This is a genomic window from Enterobacter sp. JS8-1 (assembly GCF_049187015.1).
GTDB classification, from domain to species: Bacteria; Pseudomonadota; Gammaproteobacteria; order Enterobacterales; family Enterobacteriaceae; genus Enterobacter; species Enterobacter mori.
On record NZ_CP185805.1, the window covers coordinates 2,008,584 to 2,034,856 of the forward strand.

Annotated in this window: 28 protein-coding genes and 2 tRNA genes; 14 read left to right on the top strand and 16 right to left on the bottom strand. The window is 55.1% G+C overall.

The features are described from left to right. Nucleotides 1–53 precede the first annotated feature (53 nt). Nucleotides 54–1,199, bottom strand: a complete 1,146-nt coding sequence (locus ACOQH0_RS09525; protein WP_421512108.1) for a trans-sulfuration enzyme family protein — start codon at nt 1,197–1,199, stop codon at nt 54–56. 11 nt (nt 1,200–1,210) lie between these two features. Next, on the bottom strand, nt 1,211–2,581 hold the full coding sequence (locus tag ACOQH0_RS09530) for a pyridoxal-phosphate dependent enzyme (protein ID WP_421512109.1): 1,371 nt from the start codon (nt 2,579–2,581) through the stop codon (nt 1,211–1,213). 400 nt (nt 2,582–2,981) lie between these two features. Here ACOQH0_RS09530 and ACOQH0_RS09535 point away from each other — a divergent pair, with 400 nt between their 5' ends. The 4 genes from ACOQH0_RS09535 to fumD all read left to right on the top strand — a co-directional run bounded on the left by ACOQH0_RS09535 (nt 2,982) and on the right by fumD (nt 5,826). Further along, nucleotides 2,982–4,004, top strand: a complete 1,023-nt coding sequence (locus tag ACOQH0_RS09535) for a methionine ABC transporter ATP-binding protein (protein ID WP_089599778.1) — start codon at nt 2,982–2,984, stop codon at nt 4,002–4,004. Next, nucleotides 3,997–4,665, top strand: coding sequence for a methionine ABC transporter permease (locus tag ACOQH0_RS09540; RefSeq protein ID WP_010430251.1), 669 nt, complete (start codon nt 3,997–3,999; stop codon nt 4,663–4,665). Before ACOQH0_RS09535 ends, ACOQH0_RS09540 begins: the two co-directional genes overlap by 8 nt. Before the next feature lie 28 nt (nt 4,666–4,693). Beyond that, nucleotides 4,694–5,506 (top strand): MetQ/NlpA family ABC transporter substrate-binding protein, encoded by an 813-nt coding sequence (locus tag ACOQH0_RS09545; protein ID WP_010430254.1) that lies wholly within the window; start codon nt 4,694–4,696, stop codon nt 5,504–5,506. 110 nt (nt 5,507–5,616) lie between these two features. Then, complete coding sequence (gene fumD, locus ACOQH0_RS09550; protein WP_008500615.1) at nt 5,617–5,826, top strand: fumarate hydratase FumD; 210 nt, start codon at nt 5,617–5,619, stop codon at nt 5,824–5,826. Here the strand turns inward: fumD and ACOQH0_RS09555 are convergent. From ACOQH0_RS09555 to ACOQH0_RS09570, 4 genes are read right to left on the bottom strand one after another with little or no spacing between them, the layout of a single operon-like run. Then, on the bottom strand, nt 5,807–6,493 hold the full coding sequence (locus ACOQH0_RS09555; protein ID WP_010430258.1) for an amino acid ABC transporter permease: 687 nt from the start codon (nt 6,491–6,493) through the stop codon (nt 5,807–5,809). The two genes, fumD and ACOQH0_RS09555, sit on opposite strands and share 20 nt — an antisense overlap. Continuing rightward, on the bottom strand, nt 6,477–7,223 hold the full coding sequence (locus ACOQH0_RS09560) for an amino acid ABC transporter permease (RefSeq protein ID WP_421512110.1): 747 nt from the start codon (nt 7,221–7,223) through the stop codon (nt 6,477–6,479). Before ACOQH0_RS09560 ends, ACOQH0_RS09555 begins: the two co-directional genes overlap by 17 nt. Then, a complete protein-coding gene (locus ACOQH0_RS09565; protein ID WP_010430263.1) occupies nt 7,223–8,038 on the bottom strand; it encodes an amino acid ABC transporter ATP-binding protein in 816 nt (271 codons plus the stop codon). Before ACOQH0_RS09565 ends, ACOQH0_RS09560 begins: the two co-directional genes overlap by 1 nt. A 1-nt stretch (nt 8,039) precedes the next feature. Next, nucleotides 8,040–8,870, bottom strand: coding sequence for an ABC transporter substrate-binding protein (locus tag ACOQH0_RS09570; RefSeq protein ID WP_029485049.1), 831 nt, complete (start codon nt 8,868–8,870; stop codon nt 8,040–8,042). A 247-nt stretch (nt 8,871–9,117) separates the two neighbouring features. Here ACOQH0_RS09570 and ACOQH0_RS09575 point away from each other — a divergent pair, with 247 nt between their 5' ends. The 4 genes from ACOQH0_RS09575 to ACOQH0_RS09590 all read left to right on the top strand — a co-directional run bounded on the left by ACOQH0_RS09575 (nt 9,118) and on the right by ACOQH0_RS09590 (nt 11,894). Continuing rightward, nucleotides 9,118–9,285 (top strand): hypothetical protein, encoded by a 168-nt coding sequence (locus ACOQH0_RS09575; RefSeq protein WP_042713742.1) that lies wholly within the window; start codon nt 9,118–9,120, stop codon nt 9,283–9,285. 105 nt (nt 9,286–9,390) lie between these two features. After that, nucleotides 9,391–10,716 carry a sensor histidine kinase gene (locus ACOQH0_RS09580; RefSeq protein WP_421512111.1) on the top strand — a complete coding sequence of 442 codons (1,326 nt, stop codon included), beginning with the start codon at nt 9,391–9,393 and terminating at the stop codon, nt 10,714–10,716. Further along, entirely contained in the window at nt 10,709–11,320 is a 612-nt protein-coding gene (locus tag ACOQH0_RS09585) for a response regulator transcription factor (RefSeq protein WP_421512112.1), read from the top strand. The genes ACOQH0_RS09580 and ACOQH0_RS09585 overlap by 8 nt, the downstream gene beginning before the upstream one ends. A 94-nt stretch (nt 11,321–11,414) precedes the next feature. Further along, nucleotides 11,415–11,894 (top strand): GlcG/HbpS family heme-binding protein, encoded by a 480-nt coding sequence (locus tag ACOQH0_RS09590; RefSeq protein ID WP_218308098.1) that lies wholly within the window; start codon nt 11,415–11,417, stop codon nt 11,892–11,894. A 38-nt stretch (nt 11,895–11,932) separates the two neighbouring features. On the opposite strand, the gene ACOQH0_RS09595 is transcribed toward ACOQH0_RS09590, so the two are convergent. Beyond that, nucleotides 11,933–12,073 (bottom strand): hypothetical protein, encoded by a 141-nt coding sequence (locus ACOQH0_RS09595; protein ID WP_010430278.1) that lies wholly within the window; start codon nt 12,071–12,073, stop codon nt 11,933–11,935. Between the two features lie 125 nt (nt 12,074–12,198). Between ACOQH0_RS09595 and ACOQH0_RS09600 the strand changes: the two genes are divergently transcribed. Beyond that, nucleotides 12,199–12,981, top strand: coding sequence for an MBL fold metallo-hydrolase (locus ACOQH0_RS09600; protein WP_421512113.1), 783 nt, complete (start codon nt 12,199–12,201; stop codon nt 12,979–12,981). Nucleotides 12,982–13,053: 72 nt separating this feature from the next. After that, entirely contained in the window at nt 13,054–13,689 is a 636-nt protein-coding gene (locus ACOQH0_RS09605) for a carbonic anhydrase (RefSeq protein WP_010430283.1), read from the top strand. Nucleotides 13,690–13,717: 28 nt separating this feature from the next. On the opposite strand, the gene ACOQH0_RS09610 is transcribed toward ACOQH0_RS09605, so the two are convergent. From ACOQH0_RS09610 to mdtK, 4 genes are all read right to left on the bottom strand, one after another. Continuing rightward, nucleotides 13,718–15,313 carry an FAD-NAD(P)-binding protein gene (locus tag ACOQH0_RS09610; RefSeq protein WP_421512114.1) on the bottom strand — a complete coding sequence of 532 codons (1,596 nt, stop codon included), beginning with the start codon at nt 15,311–15,313 and terminating at the stop codon, nt 13,718–13,720. A 119-nt stretch (nt 15,314–15,432) separates the two neighbouring features. Next, nucleotides 15,433–15,509, bottom strand: a tRNA-Val gene (locus ACOQH0_RS09615). Between the two features lie 4 nt (nt 15,510–15,513). After that, nucleotides 15,514–15,590 (bottom strand) — tRNA-Val (locus ACOQH0_RS09620). Between the two features lie 153 nt (nt 15,591–15,743). Beyond that, on the bottom strand, nt 15,744–17,117 hold the full coding sequence (gene mdtK / locus ACOQH0_RS09625) for an MdtK family multidrug efflux MATE transporter (RefSeq protein WP_421512115.1): 1,374 nt from the start codon (nt 17,115–17,117) through the stop codon (nt 15,744–15,746). A gap of 225 nt (nt 17,118–17,342) precedes the next feature. Between mdtK and ACOQH0_RS09630 the strand changes: the two genes are divergently transcribed. Beyond that, nucleotides 17,343–17,984 carry a riboflavin synthase gene (locus ACOQH0_RS09630; RefSeq protein ID WP_010430291.1) on the top strand — a complete coding sequence of 214 codons (642 nt, stop codon included), beginning with the start codon at nt 17,343–17,345 and terminating at the stop codon, nt 17,982–17,984. Nucleotides 17,985–18,015: 31 nt separating this feature from the next. Here ACOQH0_RS09630 and cfa read toward each other — a convergent pair whose 3' ends face one another. Beyond that, nucleotides 18,016–19,164 carry a cyclopropane fatty acyl phospholipid synthase gene (cfa, locus tag ACOQH0_RS09635; protein ID WP_010430293.1) on the bottom strand — a complete coding sequence of 383 codons (1,149 nt, stop codon included), beginning with the start codon at nt 19,162–19,164 and terminating at the stop codon, nt 18,016–18,018. 299 nt (nt 19,165–19,463) lie between these two features. Continuing rightward, nucleotides 19,464–20,663: a purine nucleoside transporter PunC gene (gene punC, locus ACOQH0_RS09640; RefSeq protein WP_174339409.1), complete on the bottom strand. Its 1,200-nt coding sequence runs from the start codon at nt 20,661–20,663 to the stop codon at nt 19,464–19,466. 114 nt (nt 20,664–20,777) lie between these two features. Here punC and punR point away from each other — a divergent pair, with 114 nt between their 5' ends. Further along, nucleotides 20,778–21,689 carry a DNA-binding transcriptional activator PunR gene (gene punR / locus ACOQH0_RS09645; protein WP_421512116.1) on the top strand — a complete coding sequence of 304 codons (912 nt, stop codon included), beginning with the start codon at nt 20,778–20,780 and terminating at the stop codon, nt 21,687–21,689. A 16-nt stretch (nt 21,690–21,705) separates the two neighbouring features. Here the strand turns inward: punR and purR are convergent, their stop codons facing one another. After that, nucleotides 21,706–22,731 carry an HTH-type transcriptional repressor PurR gene (gene purR / locus ACOQH0_RS09650; RefSeq protein WP_010430302.1) on the bottom strand — a complete coding sequence of 342 codons (1,026 nt, stop codon included), beginning with the start codon at nt 22,729–22,731 and terminating at the stop codon, nt 21,706–21,708. Between the two features lie 297 nt (nt 22,732–23,028). On the opposite strand from purR, the gene ACOQH0_RS09655 reads away from it, so the two are divergent. Beyond that, on the top strand, nt 23,029–23,118 hold the full coding sequence (locus ACOQH0_RS09655) for a YnhF family membrane protein (RefSeq protein ID WP_042717882.1): 90 nt from the start codon (nt 23,029–23,031) through the stop codon (nt 23,116–23,118). A 165-nt stretch (nt 23,119–23,283) separates the two neighbouring features. Further along, complete coding sequence (locus ACOQH0_RS09660) at nt 23,284–24,450, top strand: MFS transporter (protein WP_010430305.1); 1,167 nt, start codon at nt 23,284–23,286, stop codon at nt 24,448–24,450. Between the two features lie 38 nt (nt 24,451–24,488). Here ACOQH0_RS09660 and sodB read toward each other — a convergent pair whose 3' ends face one another. Both sodB and ACOQH0_RS09670 read right to left on the bottom strand, forming a co-directional pair. After that, nucleotides 24,489–25,070: a superoxide dismutase [Fe] gene (gene sodB / locus ACOQH0_RS09665; RefSeq protein WP_089599797.1), complete on the bottom strand. Its 582-nt coding sequence runs from the start codon at nt 25,068–25,070 to the stop codon at nt 24,489–24,491. A gap of 123 nt (nt 25,071–25,193) precedes the next feature. Continuing rightward, on the bottom strand, nt 25,194–25,967 hold the full coding sequence (locus ACOQH0_RS09670) for a C40 family peptidase (RefSeq protein ID WP_089599800.1): 774 nt from the start codon (nt 25,965–25,967) through the stop codon (nt 25,194–25,196). Nucleotides 25,968–26,273: the final 306 nt, after the last annotated feature.

The window sequence follows — 26,273 nt, forward strand, 5'->3', positions numbered from 1 at the left end:
TTAAGGCATAATGACAACTTATGGCGGCAGGTGCCTGACCTGCCGCGTTTTGCTTATTTTTGCAGCGCCTGGCTGAGGTCGGCAATCAGGTCTTTCGGATCTTCAATTCCGACTGACAGGCGGATCAACTGCGGCACAATACCGTTGGCCAGGCGTTGTTCCAGCGGAATTGACGCGTGGGTCATGCTGTAGGGCTGGCTCACCAGACTCTCCACGCCGCCCAGGCTTTCCGCGAGGGTGAACAACTTCAGGTTGCGGATCACCTCGGTGGCGCGTTGCGCGTTGCCTTTCACCACGACGGAAATCATCCCGCCTGGCAGCGCCATCTGCGTGCGGGCAAGCTGATATTGTGGATGCGATTCCAGACCGGGATAGAAAACGTTTTCCACCAGAGGATGCTGATCGAGCCATTGCGCAATCGCCAGCGCGTTGGTGCTGTGCTTTTCGACGCGCAGCGCAAGGGTGCGAATACCGCGCAGGGTCAGGAAGCTGCTGAACGGATCCAGTACGCCGCCCACCGCGTTTTGCAGATAACCCAGCTTATCCGCCAGTTCCTTGTTGTCCCCGACAATTGCCAGCCCGGCCACCACGTCTGAGTGGCCGTTCAGGTATTTGGTGGCGGAGTGCACCACGATATCGAAACCTGATTCCAGCGGACGGTGGATCACCGGCGACGCGAAGGTGTTATCCGCCACGCTGATGACGTTATGACGACGAGCAATTTGCGCAATGGCCGCCAGATCCGCCAGCTTCAGCAGCGGGTTGGTTGGCGTTTCAACCCACACCATGCGGGTTTCCGGACGAATGGCGGCCTCAAGCCCGGCCAGGTCGTCCGGTTTAACCCAGCTGACCTGCAGACCAGTGCTGCGCTTGCGCACGTTTTCAATCAAGCGATACGTCCCGCCGTAAACGTCATCAATGGCGACAATATGGCTGTCTTTATCCAGCAGTTCGAGCACCGTGGAGATGGCCGCCAGACCGGAGGCAAACGCGTAGCCGCGCGAGCCGCCTTCCAGTTCGGCGATGGCGGTTTCCAGCGCGTGGCGGGTGGGGTTGCCGCTGCGGGAATACTCATAGCCGGTATGCTCACCGGGTGACGGTTGCGCAAACGTCGAGGTAGCGTAAATCGGCGGCATGACGGCGCCGTGCTGGTCGTTGAACTCGCCGCTGTGAACGCTCAGGGTTGCCAGGTTTTTCATCTCTTATTCCTTTATTGTTGTAGACGGTTGCGCCAGGCGGTCAGGACGTCGCTGCGCGTGATCAGACCCAAAAAGCGGTCGTTGTCATTAATAACGGCCACCAGGCCACGGTCGAAAATAGCGTTCAGGGCGCTCTCAGGGGCGTGTTTATCAAGGAACTCCACCTGACGCGTCATGGCTGCCGTCACCGGAAGGGCGAAGCGATCGCCATCGCCGCCGATATGCCGCAGCAGATCCCACTCGTCGATGATGCCCACCACCTTGCCGTTCTCCAGCACCGGAAGCTGGGAGATGTCATACAAACGCATGCGCGCCAGTACGGTTGAAAGCGTGTCGTCTGGGGCGGCGGTGACGGTTGCACCTTCATCGTGACGCAGGGCAATATAGTCGGAGAGATCGCCAGCCTGAGGACGCGTGATGAGCCCTTGCTGACGCATCCAGTCATCGTTGAACATCTTCGAGAGGTATTTATTGCCGCTGTCGCAGGCGAAGGTGACCACGCGTTTCGGCGTGGTCTGCGCCTGACAATATTTCAGCGCCGCCGCCAGCAGCGTGCCGCTGGAGGAGCCTGCCAGAATGCCTTCCGTTTTCAGTAGTTCGCGTGCGGTGGTGAAGGCTTCCCGGTCGGTGATGCGCCAGGCGCGATTCACCCCTTCGATGTGGGCCAGCGGCGGAATAAAGTCTTCTCCAATCCCTTCAACCAGCCATGAGCCAGCATCGTGATAGCGTCCGGTTTCCACCTGGTCGGCCAGAACCGATCCGGCCGGGTCTGCCAGGACAAACTCCGTATCGGGGGAATGTTCCGCAAACCACGCCTGCAATCCCCCCAGCGTGCCGCCAGAGCCCACGCCGACAACAATGGCATCGATCCGCCCATCAAGCTGTTCAAACAGTTCCGGCGCCGTCGTGGTGCGGTGCGCAAGCGGGTTGGCTTCATTATTGAACTGGTCGATGTAAAACGCGCCGGGCAGCTCGTTGGCAAGACGCTGGGCGTAATCCTGGTAATAGGCCGGATGCCCCTTATTCACATCGGAGCGGGTCAACACCACCTGAGCCCCCAGCGCGCGCAGGTGGAAAATCTTTTCGCGGCTCATTTTGTCGGGTACTACCAGGATCAGCGAGTAGCCTTTCTGCGCGGCGATCAGGGCCAGGCCGAGGCCTGTATTGCCCGCCGTCGCTTCTATAATCGTGCCACCCGGCTGCAGCTGCCCGGTGCGCTCCGCTTCGTTGATCATCGACAGCGCAACGCGGTCTTTAATCGAGCCGCCGGGATTTTGGTTTTCCAGCTTCAGGAACAAGGAGCAGGGACCGGTATCCAGTTTGTGCAGCTGGATAAGCGGCGTGTGGCCAATCAGTTCGGTGACGGAGTGATAAATCGTCATGGTCTTTTTCCTTTAACGAGGTCATGACCGGATGATAGGACCATGAAAATTTCTCAATAAAGAACGTTTCACTGCCTTTTAGAACAGAAAGGAATATTCAGCATGTTTTCGGATGTAAGGACAGCAAGACGTAAAGTTGTCTGGATGTGAGGATGGCTATATCGGGATAAAATGCTGCAAAAATGACCATTTTGCAGCGGGTCAGCCATCGAATATGCGTATGGCAGATAATGATTGCTGAAAATGATCTAAATGCTTTCCAGCCGTTAAATTCACGGTTTATTTCCGAAAGTTATAACAAATTCTTTTTTGTTCATTTAAAACCTGATAACGCCTGTTTACTATCGTTTGGACATCCATACTGCTAAACCGCCATGAGCGGAACGGATAACGAATAAGAATGATTGTACTGAGCAATATTTCGAAGGTTTTTGACAACGGAAAGGTGGCACTGACGGCCGTTGATAATGTCAATTTGACGATAGCGCAGGGACAGATTTACGGGATTATCGGTTACAGCGGCGCCGGGAAAAGTACGCTTATCCGCCTGCTGAACGGTCTGGAAAAACCCAGTACCGGCAGCGTAACCATCAACGGGCAGAATATTTCTGCCGCTAAGGGCGAAGCCTTACGCCAGGCGCGACTGAAGATCAGCATGGTGTTCCAGCATTTCAACCTGCTCTGGTCGCGAACGGTTAACGAGAACATCGCCTTCTCGATGCAAATCGCGGGCGTGCCAAAAGCCAATATCAAGGCGCGCGTTGCTGAGCTGGTGGATTTGGTCGGCCTGAAAGGGCGCGAGAATGCGTACCCGTCCCAGCTGAGCGGCGGGCAAAAACAGCGCGTGGGCATTGCGCGCGCGCTGGCCAATAACCCGGACGTGCTGCTCTGCGACGAAGCCACGTCGGCTCTTGACCCACAGACCACCGATCAGATCCTCGATCTGCTGCTGGATATTAACCGTCGTTTCAAACTCACCATCGTGCTGATCACTCACGAGATGCACGTGGTGCGCAAAATCTGCGACCGCGTGGCGGTGATGGAGAATGGCAAGGTGGTGGAAGAGGGCGACGTCCTGAGCGTCTTTACCCATCCGCAACAGCCCATCACGCAGCAGTTTGTTCGTCAGGTGAGCCAGTACGCCGAGGAAGAGACCTTCAACGCTGAGCTGGCAAATGAACTGGAAGGCACTGTTATCAAGCTGACCTTTACCGGACATAGCACGCATAAGCCTGTCGTCGGTGAATTAACGCTGCGCTATGGCCTGCCGTTTAACATCCTGCACGGAAAAATGACGCAAACCGCCCACGGTGTTTTCGGGCAACTCTGGGTGCACGTAGTGGCATCTGATGAACAACTGAACAATATCCTCGCCGACCTGCAGCACAGCGATATTGAAGGCGAGGTGATTAAACATGGCTGAGGATCTCTTTCCGCATCTGAAGTGGGACCAGCTGTGGGCAGCAACCCAGGAGACGCTGTACATGACCGCGCTCTCCGGCGTGGCGACCTTTGTTCTGGGGCTCGTGCTCGGTCTGGCGCTGTTTTTAACCGCGCGCGGCGGGCTGTTCCATAACCGCACGGTCTACAGCGTGATTTCGATTGTGGTGAACGTTTTCCGCTCCATTCCGTTCATCATCCTGATTGTATTGCTGATCCCGTTCACGAAAACCATCGTGGGGACCATCCTTGGCGCCAACGCGGCACTCCCGGCGCTGATTGTGGGCGCAGCACCGTTCTACGCACGCCTGGTGGAAATCGCCCTGCGTGAAGTGGATAAAGGCGTTATAGAAGCAACGCGCTCGATGGGCGCACGACTGAGCACGTTAGTGTTTCGGGTTTTACTGCCGGAATCATCCCCTGCACTGGTTTCAGGTATTACGGTGACGCTGATTGCGCTGGTGAGCTACAGCGCAATGGCGGGGGTGATTGGTGCCGGCGGTTTGGGAAATCTGGCTTATCTGGAAGGATTCCAGCGCAACCATGGTGACGTCACGCTGGTGGCAACGGTGACCATTTTAATCATCGTTTTCATTATCCAGTTCTGCGGCGACATCATTACTTCACTGTTAGATAAAAGATAAACACGAATAACACACAGGAACCATCATCATGAAAAAGACACTGACACTGATCGCCGCAGCAACCCTGAGCGCCCTGAGCTTCGCCTCCTGGGCTGACACGCTGACCGTAGGCGCGTCCAACACGCCGCACGCCGAAATTCTGGAGCAGGCGAAGCCAATTCTGGCGAAGCAGGGTATCGACCTGGAGATTAAACCGTTCCAGGACTACATTCTGCCTAACACCGCGCTGGCGGGACGTGACATCGATGCGAACTATTTCCAGCACATTCCTTACCTGAACAGCGTGCTGAAAGATCATGCGGGCGATAAGGACTACGATTTTGTCAGCGCAGGCGCGATCCACATTGAGCCAATCGGCATCTACTCTAAAAAATACAAGTCGCTGAAAGACCTGCCGGAAGGCGGCAAGATCATTATGCGTGACGCGGTTTCCGAAGAGGGCCGCATTCTCTCTATCTTCGAGAAAGAGGGCGTGATCAAGCTGAAGCCGGGCATTGATAAAGTGACCGCGCGCATCAGCGATATCGTCGAAAACCCGAAAAAACTGCAGTTCACACCTAACGTCGAAGCGTCTCTGCTGCCGCAGATGTACAACAACGACGAAGGCGCTGCGGTGGTGATCAACGCCAACTACGCGATTGATGCAGGTCTGGACCCGGTTCACGATCCGATTGCGGTAGAGAGTGGTGAAAATAACCCGTACGCCAACATCATTACCGTACACCGCGGTGATGAGAAGAAAAAAGACATCGTCGCGCTGGTGAACGTCCTGCACTCCAAAGAGATTCAGGACTGGATCCGCACCAAATACAAAGGCGCGGTCATTCCCGTAAACAACTAATTAGCTGATTTTACAGATGAAGCCCGGCGAGTCTCTCGTCGGGCTTCTTTTTTGTATCCGGCAGGAGAATCATTTAAGCTCAACGTTTAAAAGGCAATGGAGTGATGACGATGGGTAACGTGACCAAAGATGAAGCGCTTTACCAGGAGATGTGCCGGGTGGTCGGGAAGGTCGTGCTTGAGATGCGTGATTTAGGGCAGGAGCCAAAGCATATTGTGATTGCCGGCGTGCTGCGAACCGCGCTGGCGAACCAGCGCGTCAAACGCAGTGAATTGACAACCGAAGCGATGGAAACGGTGGTTAAAGCGCTGGCCGGGTAATGCGCCAGCGCTTCGCGAGTTGCTCAAGCGAGCAGCACAGCAGGTAGTAAACCACCCCCGTAAAGATAAAAATGGCCGCCGGGTAGATTTGCACCCGGTTGTTCACCTGGCCCGCCACGGTGGTCAGTTCAGGTACGTTCACAATAAACGCCAACGATGTATCCTTCAGCAGGCTGATAAATATCCCCACCAGAGACGGCAGAATATTGCGCATCACCTGCGGGAGCAGCACGCGCCACAAGGTTTGCCGCGTGCTGAATCCCTGAGTCAGTGCCGCTTCATATTGCCCGGCGGGCAACGCGTTTAGTCCGGCGAGTACCGAATGCATGACCGATGCCGCCGTGAACCAGGCCAGCGCCAGCGTCACGGTAAGAGCGCCGGGCAGATCGCCGCCGGTCATCAGGGGCAGCAGATACCACATCCAGAAAATCACAAAGATGAGTGGAATGCCGCGTATCAACTCTGCCCACAGGAACAGCGCCTTACGCACAAGCCCGGGATAGCGCCACGCGGCGCACGCCAGCGCAATTCCGCAGGGCAGAGCAAGTATGGCGGCTCCTGCGGCCATCAGCAGCGAGAGCAACACGCCGCCGGGTTCACCCGCAGCAGCACGCCCCCACAGCAGATAATCCAGGTTATCAACAATCACGTTAAATCCGGCAATCATGCTGAGTCCTCCCTGCGCGAGGGCCGAGTCGCGTCAGTAGCATACCCATTAGCACGCCGGTAAGCAGATACAGTGTGGTTCCCACGGTAAAGGCCTCCAGCGCGTGCGCGTTAAAGCTTTCAATCTGCCGCACCTGATAGGTGAGTTCGGCAAAGCCAATGCCGCTGGCGAGTGAGGAGAGCTTCATCAGGTTGAGATACTGACCGATGACAGGCTGCCAGGCATTCGCCAGTCCTTGCGGCAGCAGAATGTAGCGAAATAACCGCCACGCAGAAAACCCCTGCGCCAGCGCCGCCTCCCGCTGTCCATTGGGGATGGAACGCAGCCCGGACTCAATCTCCTCAATTAAAAAGGCCGAGGTGAACACGCCCAGCCCCCAGGCAGAACATAAAAATTCAGGCGTGAACCACCAGACGTCACCGGGCAAAATCGACCAGGCGTGATCGGCATTCACGACGTCCCGAAACCCGAGCGGCAGGCCGTTCCAGGCGGCGAAGTACCAGAACAGGAGCTGCACCAGCAGCGGCGTGTTGCGAAACAGCGACACCCAGCCGCTGACGACGGCATGACCGAACCGTCCTGCGGAGAGGCGAAGCAGCAGAAAAAACAACGCAAGCAGGGTGGCAAGTACCACGCCCGCGAGCGTGACCCACAGCGTGGTGAGAAAACCGGATACTATCCACTGCAGAGGTTGCCCGGTCAGCACTCCCTGCCAGTCGAGCGCGGCCATTACAGCGGCTCCTGGTGAAGCGGGTCGAGCACTTTTTGCAGGAACCGCTGGGCGCGTGGATGCGACGGTTGACTGAAAAATTGCGCAGGCGGGGCGGTTTCGAGAATGTGTCCGCCGTCGATAAAGACGATCCGGTCAGCAATCTCCCGGGCAAACTGCATCTCGTGCGTCACCACAATCATGGTGATCCCGCTGTGGGCGAGGGCTTTCATCACATATAACACTTCGCCAATCATCTCGGGATCTAGGGCTGACGTCGGTTCATCAAAGAGAATGATTTGCGGCGACGAGGCCAGCGCGCGAGCAATCGCCACGCGCTGCTGCTGGCCGCCGGAGAGCTGTGCGGGAAAATGATGGGCTTTTTCCAGCATCCCGACCTTTTCCAGCAGCGCCAGCGCGCGCTCCTGGGCGGGCTGCGGCTTCCAGCCGTGAACGTGCTCCAGCGCCAGAGTGATGTTCTGGCTGGCGGTGAGGTGGGCGTAAAGGTTAAATTGCTGGAACACAAAACCGACGCGGCTGCGTAACTGGCGCAGTGCCGCAGTGGCAAGCCGGGCGGTGGGTTTGTTATCAATCAGAATGTCGCCGTCACTGAGGGTTTCAAGCTGGTTGATAAGACGGATCAACGTCGATTTCCCTGAACCGGATGGACCGAGGATCGCCACCACTTCACCCGGAGAAATGCTGAGGTTAATGCCTTTTAATACCTCATGGTCGCCGTAACGTTTTACGACGTCACGAAACTCGACGCTGGCGTGTTCCAGATGTGAAAAATCCGCGGCACCGGCCGCGGAGTGTGAAAATAAACCTGAGAGCATATTACTGGGCTTCTATTTTAAAGGCGCGAGGCTGTGGAGCGGGCGTGTTTGGGCCAAACCAGACATCGTAGATTTTTGCCGCCTGACCGTTCTTCTCGAGATTAACCAGCTCATCGTTAACGGCCTTCAGCAGCGCGGTTTCACCTTTTTTCACCCCAACGCCAATCTCTTCCTTGCTGAGCAGATCGGGCAAGATTTTAAAGTTCGCTTTATCCGGGGCCTGTGCCAGCAGGCCTGCAAGAATAGTGCTGTCCTGGGTGATGGCCTGCACGTTGCCGTTGCGCAGCGCCGTCAGCGCCAGAGGAATGTCATCATAAGAGAGCACGCGAGACTGCGGGAAACGCTGGTGCAGCGCCTGCTCGCCCGTTGTCCCTTTCACCGCACCAATGCGTGCCCGGCTGTATTCATCCAGCTTATCGGGTGATTTGGCGGGGACCAGGAACTGTTGTCCGGTCACGAAATAGGGGGTGGAGAAATCAATCACCTGTGCGCGTTCCGGGGTGATGGTGATATCCGCCACGATCAGATCTGCTTTACCGGACTGAAGCAACGGAATTCGGTTCGCCGGATTGGTGGCAACCAGTTCAAGCTTCACGCCGAGTGATTTTGCCAGCGCTTTGGCAAAGTCCACGTCGTAACCCACGATGTCGTGCGTCTTTGCATCAATAGAGCCAAACGGCGGATTGGCGTCAAAGGTGGCGACTTTCACCACCCCTGCGGCCTTAATATCCGCCAACTGATCGGCCTGTACCTGCGCTGAAAGCAGGCTCCCGGCTGCCAGTAATCCCAGAACCAGTGTCCGTTTGTTAAACCCTTTCGTTTTTGCTGCCATAGTCATACGTCATCCCGTCGTTTTTTGTTTTGTCCCTTTACGCTCCCATAAGCGAAAGCTATCGCCAAATAAGAAATCGTTCTTTGCTATAAGCAAAAAAGCATTAGTGAACAGGGTGTTATGAACAGGTAAATGAAAGGGGACGCTATTTGCAGATACTGCACATGAACAGACGATATTGGTATTTCCCTCGCGCCGAAGTTGAGTGTTTAACTTAGGTCAGGCAAAGCGAAGAGGGGTAAAGACAATGAAAAAATGGATAAGCACGTTACGGCGGTTTTTTGCGACCCGGCAGGTCAATGCGGAGAACAGCGCGCAACGGGTTCTTGAGTCGATACTGCCTGTCGCCAGTCTGTATGGCGTGGACGTTGCCAACATCGATCCGGAGTGGTTCTATGATAAAACGTCACGCTGAATTGCGCCGGACGCGCGAAATGTACTGGAATGAGCTGTGCGCTTTTTTGTTATGACAATCGTTAACTGTTAATGTGACAGGATGTAAAACCTGCCAGTTAACGGAATGAAAAACACACTGTTCACGCGCGCCATCATTGTCTGGATCGCCGTCTGCTTTGTCAGCGGTATCCTGCTCTATGCCGAACAAATCCGCCGACAGTACTGGGAGCGCGATCGCGAGTATTCGGCGCTCTTTTCTGAGATTAGCGCCGTCCTTACGCAGAACGAGTCTGTATTGCCGCTACTGAGCGGTGATGAAGATATCACGGCACTGAATAAAAAATTCCCCCATCTTCTCGCGCTGGAGAAAACAACCGGACGCGCGCTGGACGCCGCCCGCGTTGAGCCCGCCAGCGATCGACAATACTGGCTGTACAATCCCTGGCGGCAAATCCGTGTACGGGTTGATCTTGCCCCACTACTCAATACGCATCATGCCTTTGAGCGCCTCGACGTCTATTATTCGAAGCGAAGCGAACCACACTCTTCAGATGCCTTCTGGCACTGGGCACGCGCCTTCCCGCAGGCAACGCAACCCTTCGTGCTTTCAGCCGATGCTCAGCCAGACTGGCTCGGTATTCAGTGGTTTATCTTCCTGGTAGTCTTTACTGGATGGGGTGTGGTCATTGCGGTGGGCAGCGTGGCGCTCTGGCAGCGCAAGGCTAGACGAGACGCAGAGCAGCGCGCCTTGTATTACCAGCATGCCCGACTCAACACGCTGGGGGAGATCACGGCGGGTATTGTCCATGAGATCAACCAGCCGCTCACGGCCGTGCAGACCTGGATCCAGGGCGCGCAGCGACAGCAAAAGCTGGACAATCCACAGGCGGTGTCCCAGGCACTGGCAGCCGCGCTGGTGCAAACACAGCGTATCAGCGCCCTGTTAACCCGTTTTCGTGAACACGTGGTGCAGGAGAAAGTAACGCTGCGCGAAACCGACCTGGCGCAATGCTGGCAGCAGGTTGTGAATTTACTGGAGCACGAGAGACGCGCTGAACATATCATCGTCACCCATGCGTTTGCACCGGAGGCAACGACGGTTCTTGCTGACAGACTCTGGCTTGAGCAGGTCCTACACAATCTGCTCAGCAATGCGATTCAGGCTCAACAGGCGAACGCGCAGGGTTGGGTGCGGATCGAAAGCCGGAAAGGCGCAAATGGCATTCAGGTAATCGTGACGGATGGCGGCCCCGGTTTTAGCCCGGAGGCGCTACAGAATGCCTTTATGCCGTTTTACAGCGGCAGAGAAGAGGGAATTGGCCTGGGGATGACCTTAACGGAGTCATTGATGACGCGCATGAACGGATCGATTACGCTGGGGAATTCGCCGGAGGGTGGGGCGCGAATCGTCCTGCAGCTGGCTAATGGAAAGGAGACGACGCATGGATAATATAATCTGGCTGATCGATGACGATGAATCCATCAGAGAGTCGATGGCATTTTTACTTTCAGGCATGGGCTGGGAGGTGAAGACATTCGGGAGTATCGACGCGTTTACCTCGGCCCATGTTAAGGACTCAACGCTCGTCGGCTGCCTGCTGCTGGATATGCGCATGCCGGGAAAAGGGGGGCTGACGTGGCTGGAAGAGGGCGAGTGGCCGTGGCCGCTGCTGCCGGTAATTATCATGACCGGGCACGGCAGCGTCGACGCCTGCCGCCGGGCGTTCCGTAACGGCGTCTTTGAGTTTTTCACCAAGCCGCTGGATGCGGACAAGCTTATCGAATCCGTGGGGCTGGCGTGCGAGGAGAGCCAGCGACGGTTCGCCGACTGGCAGGCGCTCTCACGAATAAAAGCGCGCTTTGAACAACTCACCGCACGGGAACATGAGGTATTGGCGGTGTTGATGGAAGGGCTCAGCAATAAAGAGGTGGCGGCGCGGCTTAACCTGTCGCCGCGCACGGTGGAAGCGCATCGTGCAGCCGCGTTTGCCAAGCTGGGCGTCACGAGCCTGGTTCAGGCAAGCCGCGAGTACGATAAATTGCAATCCGTATAATTACCAGGATGCGTGCGTAATCAACCGAATTACGCGTCGTTGCCTGACCCGGTATCCTCGAATGGTCTTCAGTTATTCTATTCGAGGTTATGCAATGAAAAAGTTAATGATGGCGGCAGCGCTGGTCGCGGGTAGCGTAAGTCTGACTGCGCAGGCAGATTCCGTGAGCCAGAAAAATCTCTCCCTGGCGCAGGCCAATGCGCTGGCAAACTCTGCCGTTCAGGCGTGTCTGGCGAAGAACTATCAGGTTTCGGTGACCGTGGTTGACCGTGCGGGTGTGGTGAAAGCGGTACAGCGCACCGATAATGCGGGCCCACATACGGTCAAAGCCAGTGAAATGAAAGCCTTCACGGCGCTCAGCTCGAAAAATGCCTCAGGCAAAGTGATGGAAGCGGCGCAGAACAACGCGGGTGCGCAGAATATGCGTGATATCCCAGGCTTCCTGCTGCTGGCGGGTGGCTTACCCGTTAAAGAGGGCGATGAGGTGATCGGGGCGATTGGTATCGGCGGGGCGCCGGGCGGTCATCTGGATGAGGCCTGTGCTCAGGCAGCCATTGACGGGCTGAAGAAGTAACATCAAAAAAAAGCACCGGCTTTACCGGTGCTTTGCAATCAGATCTTGCAGGCGTCGCCGCAGTCATCATCGGCAACCATCGCCTGCGCTTTTTTGTCTGCGTCGTCCAGACGTTCGGCGTTACGCTCTTCTGCTTCATCCAGTCCGTTAAAGACCAGGTTATCGAGATCAATTTCCATGTGGCACCTGCTATGTTCAGTTTTTGATACTGGCACAGTATAGGGCAAAAAAAACCAGGAATGTACCTCGCAGCACATAAGGATAATCCCTGCCATACTCAGTGCGTTGTCACTGAGGAAAGCACATGATTATACTCTGTAAAGCCTGCGGGACCTCGTATGCGTATCAACCCGACAGATGCCCTGTCTGCGAGGATGAACGCCAGTATGTTCCAGTTACCGGGCAGGCGTGGACCGAACTTGAAACCGTCACTGCCACGCATACCAACAAATGGCAGCAGCTTGAACCGCAACTCTTTAGCATCAAAACGGTGCCCGCCTTTGCCATCAATCAACGGGCACTGCTGCTGCGCACCCCACACGGCAATATTCTGTGGGATTGCATCGCCAACCTCGACCCGGCAACCCGAACGCTGATCGCCGCCCTCGGGGGTATCAGTGCCATCGCCATCTCACACCCTCACTATTACACCACCATGCAGGACTGGGCGGAGACGTTCGACGCGCCAGTGTATCTTCATGCGAGCGATCGGGAGTGGGTCATGCGCGACAGTCCGGCCATTCACTTCTGGCAAGGCGAAACGCTGGAGATTGTCCCCTCCGTGACGTTACTGCGTCTCGGCGGCCACTTTGCGGGCGGAACGGTGCTGCACTGGCAGGAGGGCGATGGGGTTTTGCTGGCGGGGGATATTCTGCAGGTCACGCCGGGGAAAGACGCCGTTTCGTTTATGTGGAGCTATCCGAATATGCTTCCGCTACCCGCCCACACCGTAGCGTCCGTCACCCATCGCCTTGAAGGCAGAAAATTTGAGCGTCTGTATGGCGCGTTCGAGGGGCAGAACATCCGGGCTTTCGCGGACGATATTGTGCAGCGGTCGGGCCAAAAATATATTGCTTGTCTGAAGTAAAGCACGGTGGGTAAACTTTACGAGTGTGATCGCGATCATACCTAAACTACAACAGATAAAAGAGAAATTGCTATGCAACATATCATTGAAGGTTTTCTCAGCTTTCAAAAAGAGATTTTCCCGCAACGTAAAGAGCTCTTCCGCAGTTTAGCGTCCAGCCAGAATCCCAAAGCGCTGTTCATCTCCTGCTCCGACAGCCGACTGGTGCCAGAACTGGTCACGCAACAAGAGCCAGGACAACTCTTTGTCATTCGTAATGCTGGCAATATTGTGCCTCCGTTCGGGCCAGAGCCAGGCGGCGTCTCAGCCACTATCGAATACGCGGTTGTCGCGCTGGGCGTGACCGATATCGTGATCTGTGGCCACTCTAACTGTGGTGCGATGAAAGCAATTGCCGACAATGCGAACCTGGAGCCGATGCCTGCGGTCTCCCACTGGCTGCGCTACTCTGATGCGGCTAAAGCCGTGGTGGAGAAGAAATCCTGGGACCAGCCAATCGATAAAGTGAATGCGATGGTGCAGGAGAACGTGTTTGCGCAGCTGAGCAACATTAAGACCCACCCGTCCGTCGCGGTGGGCCTGCGTAATAATTCCATCCGTCTGCACGGCTGGGTGTACGACATTGAAAGCGGCGACATTCGCGCGCTGGATAAAGCGACGAAAACCTTTATCTCTCTGTCTGAAAACCCGGAGGTTTTCTTCGAGTAATCAGACCGTTCAGGGCAGGGAGGCCCTGTCAGTTATCCATAAAAGGTAACTTTTTGCGCGTAACCGACGCAGGTTTATTTGCCGCTTTTGCCATTGCTTCCCCAATTTCTGCGCACTCTGCGAGCCCCTGGACAAAGGGACGGTCGTGCATCAGCCACGGTATCGCACCAAAGGCAATACGTCCGCGAAGCGTATCGGGCGCCAGCAGCGTGTAATCTTCACCAACATCGGGTATGTCATCGCCTGTCGTTTGTAGCAGTTTACGCAAGGACGGGAAGGGTAAATCTTCTGTCTTGAGGGGTTTCTGCCCGCGCGCATCAATAAAGACGTCGAAGCGGTAGCGGTGCTCTTTGGTGGTAATGACCGTTTCAGCACTACCGATATCCAGCGTGTAATCCTCACCCAATGCCACTACGCTTATGATCCCCGCTTCGCGCAGGGCAAGCAGCCTGCGAATAGACTGAGGGGGGATGGCGGCATAGTTATCAATAAACACGCGCTCCAGCCCGGCTTTGAACCGCGCTCTGTCCTTTTCGTTCAGGGCGGGTACGATTTCTGCAACGATCTCGTGCAGGCGAAGTACCGTATAGCGCCAGGCCACGGTGCGCCGTTCACGTTTGTTTCGCTCGACCTCTTTAAGATTCTCTTCTGCCCAGGTAAAGGGACCGTGCTGTTTACGCTCTTCAAACCACGCCTCGCGAAGGCTGTCTGCGTCCCGTTGCCTCAGCGATATGGCCTCGCACCACGCCGGGTCTGCAAGTTCAAGCTCTTTAACCATCAGGGAAAAGATGCGGTCCAGCAAGCCGTCTGCTCCTTTGGCAATCTCGGTTTGAACCACGCATTCGGTCAATATCGACAGCGGCTCGTAAGGGATCGGGCAGTAAAAATCGGCCTCTGGTAAAATGCCGGTCCGGGACATCAGGACAATTTTTAGCGCCTCGCTTCCTTTATCCAGAATGAACGCGTCGTCCACAAACTCACCGTGCTGCATCACCACCGCCATGGCCGCGTCCAGGCCGCTCAAAGACGTTCCCATAATGCCCACCTTGCAGGGGCGGATTTCGGCGTCCATGAGTCCTGACCACGGGCTTGGGAAGAACGTGCGCGTGGCTTCATCTTCGTCTGGCCAGACGTGACCGGTGGCGATAACCGCAAGGTCGAAGCGTTCAGGAAAGGCGTTGTCGTTGACGGAAAGTGTGACGCCTTCTTTCGTGGGCACGATATCGGTGACCTGGGCAGATTCATGGACATCAATCTGGAAACCCCTTTTTTTAGCCTCTTTTACGATTGACCGAAAGCTGTCGCGGAAATACTCACCCAGCAGGAGTCGGGGCAGGAACTGTCGGTCATGCAAACGGGCTTTATCAACCTTAAAGCGCGCCAGATGGGCTTCGCTCTGGCCCTTAAGCCAGTCGAGATAGGTCATAAAAATGGGCGGGATTTCAATGCTCGCAATGTTCGCCAGCATCAGACGAGAGTTTTCGTCGTCGTTATAGGGCATACCCACGCCAGCTTCCTCAGCTTGTTCAAAGACGGAGATCGAAAGCGGCTGCGGATTTTTAAGAAGTGCGTAAAAGGTGTAAATCCCTGTCGGGCCGGAGCCAATAATCGCGATTTTCTTCATCGGCGTTCTTCCTGCTTTTTTTGTCATGAGAAAAGCGTAGCAGGAGAATAATTAAGAAATCAGGAGATTGGGATAATTCAGAACATAAAGAGAGGATTTGCACCATTTCAGGACTGAAATGGTGCGTCCGAGTGGACTCGAACCACCGACCCCCACCATGTCAAGGTGGTGCTCTAACCAACTGAGCTACGGACGCAGAATGGTGCGTTCAATTGGACTCGAACCAACGACCCCCACCATGTCAAGGTGGTGCTCTAACCAACTGAGCTATGAACGCAACGTGTTGTAGGTGACAACGGGGACGAATATTAGCGGCACAGCATCGTTGAGGCAAGAGGGAAAACGCATTTTTCTCTCTGAATTCACGCGATTGCTTCATTACCGCGCAAAGTGAAGAGAAAGTAGCCGCCAGCTGGCGGCTACTGCCTGTTTAACGTGCGGCGCGTTGCAAAATGACCGTAGAAGGCTGGCGTTGCAGAAAACGCATACGCAGCATCATCATGATGGCCGCAGAGGTCAGACCGATGATAAAGCCCATCCAGAACCCTGCCGGACCCATGCGATCCACCACCAGGTCGGTAAGCGCCAGGATGTAGCCTGTCGGCAGTCCCAACACCCAATAGGCGATGAAGGTAATAAAGAAAATTGAGCGCGTATCTTTATATCCGCGCAGCACGCCGCTGCCAATCACCTGGATGGAGTCAGAAATCTGGTAAATCGCGGCCAGCAGCATCAGGTGCGACGCCAGCGTGACGACTTCCGGATTGTCGTTGTAGAGCAGCGCAATCTGCTCGCGTAATGCAACGGTAAAGAGCGCCGTACAGACGGCCATGCAGACGCCGACGCCCAGCCCGGTCCGGGCGGCCGTTTGCGCATCCAGCGTTGACCCCTGGCCCAGACGGAAGCCTACGCGAATCGTCACCGCCGCGGCCAGCGACATCGGCAGGACGAACATCAGGGAACTGAAGTTCAGCGCAATCTGGTGGCCCGCGACATCAATAATGCCCAGCGGGGAGACCAGCAGGGCGACCACGGCAAACAGGGTCACTTCGAAGAACAGCGCCAGCGCGATAGGCAGCCCTAACTGCACCAGGCGCGTCATGATGTTCCAGTCCGGCGTGCTAAATTTGTTCTCGTTGCGAATATCGCGCATGGAACGGGCGCGTTTTACAAAGGTGATCATTGAGAAGAACATCACCCAGTAAACGGCTGCCGTCGCCACGCCGCACCCGACGCCGCCCAGTTCCGGCATGCCGAAGTGGCCGTAAATAAAGATGTAGTTCACCGGGATATTGACCAGCAGACCGATAAAGCCCATCACCATACCGGGCTTGGTTTTTGCCAGACCTTCACACTGGTTACGCGCGACCTGGAAAAAGAGGTAGCCAGGCGCGCCCCAGAGCAGCGCGCGCAGATAGCCCACGGCTTTATCCGCCAGCGCCGGGTCGATGTTATGCATCGCGCGGATGATATGCCCGGCGTTCCAGAGCACCATCATAATCAGCACGGAGACAAACCCTGCCAGCCAAAAACCCTGGCGAACCTGGTGGGCAATGCGCTCGCGGCGGCCCGAGCCGTTCAGCTGTGCGATAACTGGCGTGAGCGCGAGCAGTAAACCATGACCAAACAGGATGGCCGGTAGCCAGATAGATGTGCCGATTGCCACGGCAGCCATATCGGTGGCGCTGTAGCCACCTGCCATTACCGTATCCACAAATCCCATTGCGGTTTGGGCCACTTGCGCGATGATCACTGGTATAGCCAGTGCCAATAACTGGCGCGCTTCATTCATGTACTTCTGCACGTGAACACCTTTATTTTGTAGTTATTTGAGAGACTAAAAAAGCCGCCGTAACTGGCAGCAAGAAGAAAATGCAGGGGGGTGCCAGCTATTGTAGCGGGCTTTAACTATTTATCTAGTGAAAAAATCGCCAGAAAATGCGCTCCACTGGCAACCTGTTTTTCCAACTGTTATTGTGATGGGATTAAACGGTGTCACCACCGTCCGGAAAAAACAGGAGTTGTAAGCATGTTTACTGGTATTGTGCAGGGCACCGCCAAAGTGGTGTCCATTGATGAAAAACCCAATTTCCGCACTCACGTGGTTGAGCTGCCGGAATATATGCTCGACGGCATAGAGACCGGCGCCTCGATTGCACATAACGGCTGCTGCCTGACGGTGACCGAAATTAACGGTAACCAGATTAGCTTTGATTTAATGAAAGAGACGCTGCGTATCACCAACCTGGGTGAACTGGTGGTGGGGGATACCGTCAACGTTGAGCGCGCGGCAAAGTTCAGCGACGAGATCGGCGGCCATCTGATGTCGGGGCACATCATGACCACCGCCGAGGTCGCAAAAATTGTGACATCGGAAAATAACCGTCAAATCTGGTTTAAAGTTCAGGATCCCGCATTAATGAAATACATCCTGTATAAAGGATTTATTGGTATTGATGGGATTAGTCTGACGGTCGGAGAAGTGACGCCGACGCGCTTTTGCGTGCATTTAATTCCCGAAACGCTGCAGCGCACAACGCTGGGCGCAAAAAAACTGGGGCATCGCGTGAATATCGAAATCGATCCGCAAACCCAGGCGGTTGTGGATACCGTTGAACGCGTCCTGGCGGCAAAAGAGGCGGCGATAATAAAAGCCGTTGAGGAAGAATAAAAAATAACCCCGGATATCCGGGGTTATTTTTTTAGCGGGCGACACGTAATCCGTGTTCAATGCCGCGACTGAAAACAACCTGCCAGAGCTGAATATCCCGCGCACGGAACGCACCCGCACAGGCATTCAGATAATAGCTAAACATGCGTTTGAACCGTTCGGAATAGTTGTCTGCAATCTCAGGCCAGGCTTCCTGAAAACGGGAGTGCCATGCCATCAATGTGGTGTCGTAATCCGCGCCGAAGTTATGCCAGTCTTCCACAATGAAGTGGGGCTCGCTGGCGTTAGCAATCTGGCGCACGGACGGTAAACAGCCATTCGGAAAGATGTATTTATTGATCCACGGGTCCACGTTATTGTCGGTGCGCTTAGAACCAATGGTATGGAGCAGGAAAATACCGTCAGGCTTCAGGTTTCGGTCGGCAACGTCAAAATAGGTTCTGTAGTTTTTCGGACCCACGTGCTCGAACATGCCAACGGAAACGATGCGGTCGAACTGTTCGTTCAGGTCGCGGTAGTCCTGAAGCCGAATATCGACATCCAGCTCCTGGCAACGTGTCTGAGCCATTTTTTGTTGCTCAGCTGAAATCGTCACGCCCACAACGCTGGCACCGTAATGCTTCGCCATGAAATACGCCAGACCGCCCCAGCCGCAGCCGATATCCAGCACGCGCATACCCGGTTTTAACTGCAGCTTCTCGCAGATTAGACGCAGTTTATCTTGCTGCGCCTCTTCAAGCGTTGTGGCCTTTTTCCAGTAGCCGCAGGAATATTGCATTAAGGGATCGAGCATACGACTGAACAGGTCATTACCGAGATCGTAGTGCTCTTTACCGACGATCCATGCCCGCTTTTTACTTTGCAGATTGAACAGTCGAGCGGAGGCGATACGCAGCGTGTCTTTGAAGTGGCGAGGGAGCTGATTTTCAAGACCGGCGCGCAATACGCTGGAGAAAAACATGTCCAGCCGTTCACACTCCCACCAGCCGTCCATATAGCTTTCGCCCAGGCCTAACGATCCCTCCTGCAAGACGCGTTTAAAAAAATCGGGATGTTTGACCTGCGGATCGGCGGGGGAAGACCCATTAATCGTGATGCCCGCACGTCCCAACAGTTCACTGACGATCCGGGACCAGTTATCGTCCGGAACGCTGACTTCTTCTATACACGATGAACTCATAGCTTCTCCATCACCTTGCTGTGATCAGAACCTTAAAACAGCGTAGACGCTTTTTGGGGTTTGTGAGAAATCTCACGGTAAATGCCCGCGAGGCTAATATCCGACGTAGAACAGAGGAAGGGAGATAACCCTTGCCGAAAAGCCTTCCATGGTAAAACGGGAGCACTCCGGCTCCCGTTAACACTTAATATTTATCGTATTTAATCGAACCAAATTTAGTATAGGCCTCAAAATTTGGTGATTCAATAGAAAATTCTTAGCAACCTAATCACTAGGTCTTAACATAATTTCTGGCGCGATTATGCGTGCGACGTTTCCACCTTCTGACGCGCATTCTGCTCGCGCTGAGCGGAAGACTGCATACGGTAGCCAAGGGCAGCTAGCGCAACGGTCACCAGCATCACACTGGTGGTGGTCAGGAGCGGCGTGGCAATCAACGCAGAGACCACCAGACTTGCCAGGAAGCACAGACCCAGCTGTAACGTGTTCTGCAGCGCGGCGGCGCGTCCCGTCGCCTGTGGGAACGGACGTAACGCCTGCGCTACCACGATTGGGTAAATAGCACCGTTAGCGACCGCCATGACGCAGAACGGAATCAAAATTTCGGTCAGGCCCGTACCCGGAATAAACCCGACGGCCCATGTGCCGAAAACGCTTAACGCGAACAGCACCAGTAGCCAGGGCAGCATTTGCTGGCCTTCCCACTTCTGCAGCGCTGCACGACAGCCGTAGCCGCCGACCAGGAAAGCGATGGTCTGTGGAACATAACTCAGGCCGATTGCCGCCGGGCTGTATCCCATATCGTGCAGAATGAACGGCGAGCCAGTCAGCCACGCGAAGAAACTGGCGGAACAGGCCGCGTAAATCAGGACGTTGCCGCGATACGCTTTTGAACGCAGTAGCGAGGCAAAGGTAATCGGCTTCGCGTCAGGATGCGTCTCTTTTTTATGCGCAGGCTTGAGGAAAAACGCAGGCAGCATCAGTACCAGCGTGATGGCAAAGAGCGTGGCGAAGATCGCCTGCCAGTCGAAATGGGCCAGGATCCAGCTTCCGAGCAACGGTGCGAGGGCAGGCGAGAGACCGACCAGCGGCATAATGGTGGCGAAAATTCGGTTAGTGCGGGATGCCGGATAATAATCGGTCACCAGCGCCTGCCAGGTCACCGCTGCAGCACAGACGCCAACGGCCTGAATGAATCGCAGTACCAGCAGCCAGGTGGCATCGCGTACCCACAGCATGCCCAGGCAGCCCACGGCAAAAATAGCCAGACCCAGCAGCAGCACCGGTTTACGACCAAAGCGATCGGAGAGTGGCCCCCAGAGGAGTTGTGCGAAGGCAAAACCGGCGAGGAACAGGCTCAGGCTGGCGCTGATAGCGGCTGCGGGGGTTTGCAGATCTTCCTGCATCGCGGCAAATGCGGGCAGATACATGTCGGTCGCTAAAAAGCCCAGCACGCTTAAGCCGCCGAGCCAGACTAAAAATCCTTTCCTGGGTTGCATTGTTTTATTCTCCTGAGGAGGCAGGTGTACGTTGGCGCAGAGTGTAGGGAGTGCAAAGCGGCTTGTGAAACGCTAATATTTGCAGAGTGCATTCAAATTTTTTGCAGGCAGAACATGTGGTCAGATTATTCTCTTGAAGTTGTGGATGCTGTTGCCCGTAACGGCAGTTTCACCGGTGCCGCGCAGGAGTTACACCGCGTACCCTCGGCGATCAGTTACACCGTGCGTCAGCTGGAAGAGTGGCTGGCGGTTCCGCTGTTCGAGCGGCGTCATCGCGACGTGGAATTAACGCCTGCAGGCGCGTGGTTTTTGAAGGAAGGGCGTTCTGTTATCAAAAAAATGCAGATCACCCGCGAGCAGTGTCAGCAGATCGCTAACGGCTGGCGAGGCCATCTCTCCATCGCGGTGGATAATATCGTTAAGCCGGAACGGACCCGGCAAATGATCGTGGATTTCTATCGTCATTTTTCTGATGTCGAACTGCGGGTCTCCCAAGAGGTGTTCAACGGCGTCTGGGATGCGCTGGCGGATGGCAGGGTGGAGATGGCGATTGGTGCAACGCAGGCGATCCCCGTTGGGGGACGCTATGCGTTTCGCGATATGGGGATGCTGAGCTGGACCTGCGTTGTCTCCAGCGAACATCCGCTGGCGGCAATGGAAGGCCCTCTCAGCGATGACACGCTGCGCAACTGGCCGTCGCTGGTGCTGGAAGATACCTCGCGCTCGCTGCCCAAGCGCATCACCTGGCTACTGGACAACCAGCGCCGCGTGGTGGCCCCTGACTGGGAATCGTCGGCAACCTGTCTTTCTGCGGGGCTGTGCGTGGCGATGGTGCCCGTTCACTTCGCGCGTCCGCGCATCGATACCGGAGAGTGGACAGCGCTGACGCTGGAAAATCCGTTCCCGGATGCGGCCTGCTGTCTGACCTGGCAGCAAAACGACGTATCGCCTGCGATGGCCTGGCTTCTGGATTATCTGGGAGACAGTGAAACGTTGAATCGGGAGTGGCTACGGGAGCCAGCATAACTGGCTCCGTAAGCGATTAACGGCGATAGTCGCGGAAAGGACCGTCCGCCACGGAGCGGCGCTCGATGAGGCGTGGGTGAACTTCAATCGACTGGGATTCTTCACGCTTGTTGACGATCCTGTCCATCAGCATGTTGAAAGCCGTTTCGCCCAGCGAGTCTTTTGGCTGGTGAATAGTGGTCAGCGCCGGGGTGAAGAAGCGCGCGTTACGCACGTTGTCATACCCGATCACGGAAATATCCTGCGGCACCCGCAGGCCCAGCTCGTCGGCGGCGCAGAGTGCGCCCATCGCCATAATATCGCCACCACAGAAAACAGCCGTTGGGCGATGCGGTTGGGAGACAATCTGCTGCATTGCGCGGTAACCAGATTCCGGCTCAAAGTCGCCTTGAACGATCCAGTTTTCCGGCACGGTGATGAGTGCCTCTTCCATTGCCTTCATAAACCCGGCCAGACGGCCCGCACCGGTGTTGCGCTCCAGCGGACCCGGGATCACGCCAATCTCGCGGTGACCGCGTTCGATCAGATAACGACCGGCCATATAGCCGCCTTCAAAGGCATTATCGATAACGGAATCGGTGAAGTCCGCGCGTGCTTCGCCCCAGTCCATCACCACCATCGGGATGTGGCGGTACTCTTCCAGCATGGAAAGTACGGACTCTGGGTATTCAGAACACATTACCAGCAGGCCATCGACGCGCTTTTGCGCCATCATCGACAGGTAGGCGCGCTGCTTCTCAATGCTGTTCCACGCGTTGCCCAGAATCAGCGTATAGCCTTTCTGGAAGCAGTTTTTCTCAACGGCTTCGATGATTTCGGCAAAGTAGGCCGCTTCACTGCTGGTCGCCAGCAAGCCAATCGACTTGGTGTGATTCACCTTCAGGCTGCGCGCAACCGCACTTGGGGAGTAATGTAACTCCTTGATCGCCGCCCAGACGGCGTTGCGCGTCTCTTCCGCGACGAAGCGGGTTTTGTTAATTACATGTGATACGGTTGTAGTGGAAACGTTTGCGCGTTTTGCTACGTCTTTTATTGTTGCCATTCAATGTCACTCCAGACCATATCCTAAACTCCTGAAAAACTTGAAGGTAAACGTTTGCCTTCTCTCACCCTTATTACGCAATCTTGAGTTGCGACACGCCGGGAAAACGACACAGGACGTCAGGAGGGGGTCAATGGCCGGTACGCTAATAAATTTAGCGTGGAATTTTGTCCTATCTTGATGAAAAGGGGAAGAGCTAAAGTGGATATCAGTTTAAATCCAGGAAGATTTTTGACGTAAACTGTGTAAAAATGAGCAAGCTCACTTTTCGTGGGGTGATTAAAAGGAGAAAAATTGATGAGTTCCGATCTGAAGTTTTCGCTGGTGACCACCTTTATCGTGCTGGCATTGATTGTTGCCGGTGGTTTGACGGCTGCGCTGCACTGATTTACGCGGGGGGAGAGTCCTCTCCCTCCTCATTTGCTTCCTATTGTTACCTCTCCGGCAAAAATCTTTTGCCAAAATGTTAACTTCTCAAATTTTGTGATTGATGTCATGCTTTTGACTTCTTAGTTCTGTGTCGCGTGATGACACGGCATCCGGAGTTGACTCATGAAAATCAATTTTCCTCTGCTGGCCCTGGCGATTGGCGCCTTTGGGATTGGCACCACTGAATTCTCCCCAATGGGGTTACTGCCTGTTATCGCACGCGGTGTAGACGTCTCTATTCCTGCGGCCGGGATGTTAATCAGCGCCTATGCCATCGGCGTGATGGTCGGGGCTCCGCTGATGACGCTGCTGCTGTCGCACCGCGCGCGTCGCAATGCGCTGATATTTTTGATGGCGATCTTTACGCTGGGCAACGTGCTCTCCGCGATTGCGCCGGATTACACCACTCTGATGCTGTCGCGTATTCTGACCAGTTTGAACCATGGCGCATTTTTCGGTCTGGGCTCGGTTGTTGCGGCAAGCGTGGTTCCGAAGCACAAGCAGGCCAGCGCGGTGGCGACCATGTTTATGGGGCTGACGATCGCCAACATAGGCGGTGTGCCTGCGGCCACCTGGCTGGGTGAAGTCATTGGCTGGCGAATGTCTTTCCTGGCGACAGCAGGGCTGGGCGTGGTGGCGATGGTGGCGCTGTTCTTCTCCTTACCGAAGGGGAGCGCCGGGGAACGTCCTGACGTGCGCAAAGAGCTGTCGGTGCTGATGCGTCCTCAGGTGCTTTCCGCGCTGCTGACCACGGTGCTGGGGGCCGGTGCGATGTTTACCCTCTACACCTATATTTCACCGGTGCTGCACGATATTACCCACGCGACGCCGATCTTTATTACCGCGATGCTGGTGCTGATAGGCGTGGGCTTCTCTATCGGTAACTATCTGGGCGGAAAACTGGCCGATCGCTCCGTGAGCGGTACGCTGAAAGGCTTTTTAACCCTGCTGATTGTCATCATGATTGCGATCCCGTGGCTGGCACGCAACGAATGGGGTGCTGCGATCGCAATGGTCGTGTGGGGTGCTGCCACCTTTGCCGTGGTACCACCGCTTCAGATGCGGGTGATGCGTGTCGCCCATGAAGCGCCAGGTCTCTCTTCTTCCGTGAATATCGGTGCGTTTAACCTGGGTAATGCGCTGGGGGCTGCAGCGGGCGGGGCGGTGATTTCCGGTGGGCTGGGATACAGTTTTGTGCCGGTGATGGGGGCAATTATTGCCGCACTCGGCCTGCTGTTAGTGCTGATGTCCGGTCGTAAACAGCCAGAAGCTGCCTGCGCGGCGGAATAAACAAAAACGCAGAAGGGGCGAACCCTTCTGCGTGTCTCTTACGCGGCGAAGTTCTTCGCCACAAAGTCCCAGTTAGCCAGTGCCCAGAAGTGCTCCAGATAGTTAGGACGCGCGTTACGGTAATCAATGTAGTAAGCGTGTTCCCATACGTCCACGGTCATCAGCGGTTTAGCGCTGGTGGTCAGCGGGGTGCCCGCATTAGAGGTGGAAACGATAGCCAGCTTGCCATCCGCTTCTTTGACCAGCCACGTCCAGCCGGAACCGAAGTTTTTGATGGCCGCATCGGTAAACTTCGCCTTGAAGTCCGCGAAGCTGCCAAAAGCGGCGTTAATGGCGCTCGCCAGTTCACCGTCAGGTTCACCACCGGCATTTGGCGCCAGGCAGTGCCAGTAGAAGGTGTGGTTCCACACCTGAGCCGCGTTGTTAAACACGCCACCCTCTGAGCTACGGACGATCTCTTCCAGCGTTTTGCCTTCGAAATCGGTACCTTTAATGAGGTTGTTCAGATTGGTGACATAGGTTTGATGATGTTTGCCGTAATGGTACTCCAGCGTTTCCGCAGAAATGTGTGGTGCCAGGGCGTCTTTTGCATACGGTAGTGCAGGTAATTCGAACGACATTGCTTCTCTCCTTATTTTATTTGTACGTTGTCAATAACCCTACAGACAACAGGGAAAGGATAGCAAATTGAAAGAGTATGCAAAAGAGGAACTTACCCTGCCACGCGAGCGACAGGGCAGGGGTTAGCGAATGGTTTTTGGCGTCATCACACGGCGCGCGCCAACGTAATGACGCACCCAGTAGTCTTCACTGAGTGAGGTAATCTGGATGTCCTGGCCGCTACGCGGTGACTGAATGAATTTTCCGTTGCCGACATAGACCCCGACATGGTCAGCCGTGCCGCGACCCTGGGTACGGAAGAACACCAGGTCACCGTTCTCCAGCTCACCACGATTGACCGGTGCGGCGTCGCGCAGGTGGTACATTTCATTGGCGGTACGCGGAATACGGAACTTCACCAGATCTTTATATGCGTAATACACCAGGCCACTGCAATCGAAACCCGTTCGTGGAGAAGTGCCACCCCAGTGATACGGTTTACCTATTTGCCCCATTAATTTATTCATCGCCGTTTTTTGCGCTTTCTGCATACGGACTTTATGCACTTCGGCTAATTTCGTGACTTTCGTGCACTTCGCTTTGTGACCTTTACGGGTAGTGCATTTTTCTGTCACGAGGTTGGCGGCCGTTTGCGAGGCTTTACGTCGGCTGGAATGTGCGGTGTGGATTGGGGATGTTTTCGTCTTACTGGAGGCGGTCTTTTTGGTCTGTGTGGGGGTTTTTTTCTTTACGGTCTTGCTGGTGGTTTTTTTCTTACGTTCTGTGGACTTAACCAGATGCGATTTTTGTACAGCAGAATGCCGCGCCTGTTCAGAGGCGTTCGCCGCTGGCGTGAAAGTGAGTGATGTAAACAGTAAAGCACAGAGCGTGATCGAGATTTTATTTATCCGCGCCACTGGGCAGTCCCCTGATTAATGCAGGCCATCAATAATACCCGCGTATGATTTACAAAGCCTGTCGATTCTAATCCATAAAAACCCGAGAAGTTAATAGCATTTTTCATTCTAAAATCATGTTTCGTTAGCAAGTGCAAAAAAATTCATCGTTCTGTCGCACTATTGTTCACTCCCTAAGCAAAACCGTACGGCAAACAGGGATAAACGTCATTTGCAATGCATCTTTTAGCATTAGCCGTTAAAATAGTAAGACGTGACAAAAATGTTATTTTCCGATGTCTGTCTGAACCGCTACAATGTCAGACT